At 52.0% G+C, this 1,210-nt stretch carries 1 protein-coding gene; it reads left to right on the top strand.

Features of this window, described 5'->3' with window-relative positions; genetic code table 11:
• Positions 1-91: 91 nt before the first annotated feature.
• Entirely contained in the window at positions 92-1,033 is a 942-nt protein-coding gene (locus B2Z72_RS01380) for a ribose-phosphate pyrophosphokinase (protein WP_414716384.1), read from the top strand.
• Positions 1,034-1,210: the final 177 nt, after the last annotated feature.

Here is a 1,210-nt window from a genome sequence, read left to right as displayed (position 1 = left end):
TGATCCCGTCATTCGCAGGTTCGATCCCTGCCACCTCAGCCAATTCTTCTATTCTTCATCATTGTAAAAACTGCATCTAGAGGACAGCACTGTGTCTAAACTGATGGTATTTACCGGCAATGCTAATCCAGAGCTGGCTAAATTAGTCGTTGAACGTCTTGATATTCCCATGGGCGACGCTGTTGTCGGTAAATTCAGTGATGGAGAAAGCACCATCGAGCTGAACGAAAACGTTCGCGGTAAAGACGTTTTCATTATCCAGCCAACCTGCGCACCAACCAACGACAACCTGATGGAGCTGCTGCTCATGTCAGACTGTCTGCGCCGCGCTTCTGCCGCACGTATTACAGCCGTAGTTCCTTATTTTGGTTATGCCCGTCAGGACCGTCGTCCACGTTCCGCCCGTGTGCCTATCAGTGCCCGCGCCGTGGCAGACATGATGTCCACCGCTGGTGTTGACCGTCTGCTGACCGTTGACCTGCACGCTGACCAGATTCAGGGCTTCTTTGATATCCCGGTTGATAACGTATACGGCTCCCCTGTCCTGCTGGATGACCTCGAGCGTCAGAACTATGAAGATCTGATCATCGTTTCTCCGGACATCGGTGGTGTGGTTCGTGCCCGCGCAATTGCTAAACAACTGGATGTTGATCTGGCCATCATCGACAAACGTCGTCCGAAAGCCAACGTATCCGAAGTAATGAATATCATCGGTGATGTTAAAGACCGTACCTGTGTACTGGTTGATGACATGGTCGATACCGCCGGTACTCTGTGCCACGCAGCCAAAGCTCTGAAAGAGTTCGGTGCGAAAAAGGTTGTGGCTTACTGTACACATCCTGTACTATCCGGCCCCGCTGTTGAGCGTCTGGCGAATGCCGACCTGGATGAGCTGGTTGTTACCGACACTATTCCGCTGTCTGAAGCGGCCAAAACCATCGGCCGTATCCGTCAGCTGACCATCGCTGGCCTGCTGGCTGAAGCGGTTCGTCGTGTAAACAACGAAGAATCCATCAGCGCCATGTTCCGCTGAGGAACACAGGTTAAAAGGTTCCGTTAAGAACCTGGTCCGCGACCGAATACAGCAGGATTTTTCAGGCCGCCTGAACTGGTCGCAAGTTCAGGCGGCTTTTATGTCAAAACCAAGAGGAAAAACCATGTCAGAATATACTCTGTCAGCAGAACTTCGCGAAGATGCGGGGAAAGGTGC

The sequence above is a fragment of the Thalassolituus sp. UBA6592 genome, from assembly GCF_002433655.1.
Taxonomy (GTDB): Bacteria; Pseudomonadota; Gammaproteobacteria; order Pseudomonadales; family Oceanobacteraceae; genus Venatoribacter.
Note: the sequence above shows the minus strand (reverse complement) of the source record. Positions and strands in the feature narration are given on the sequence as shown.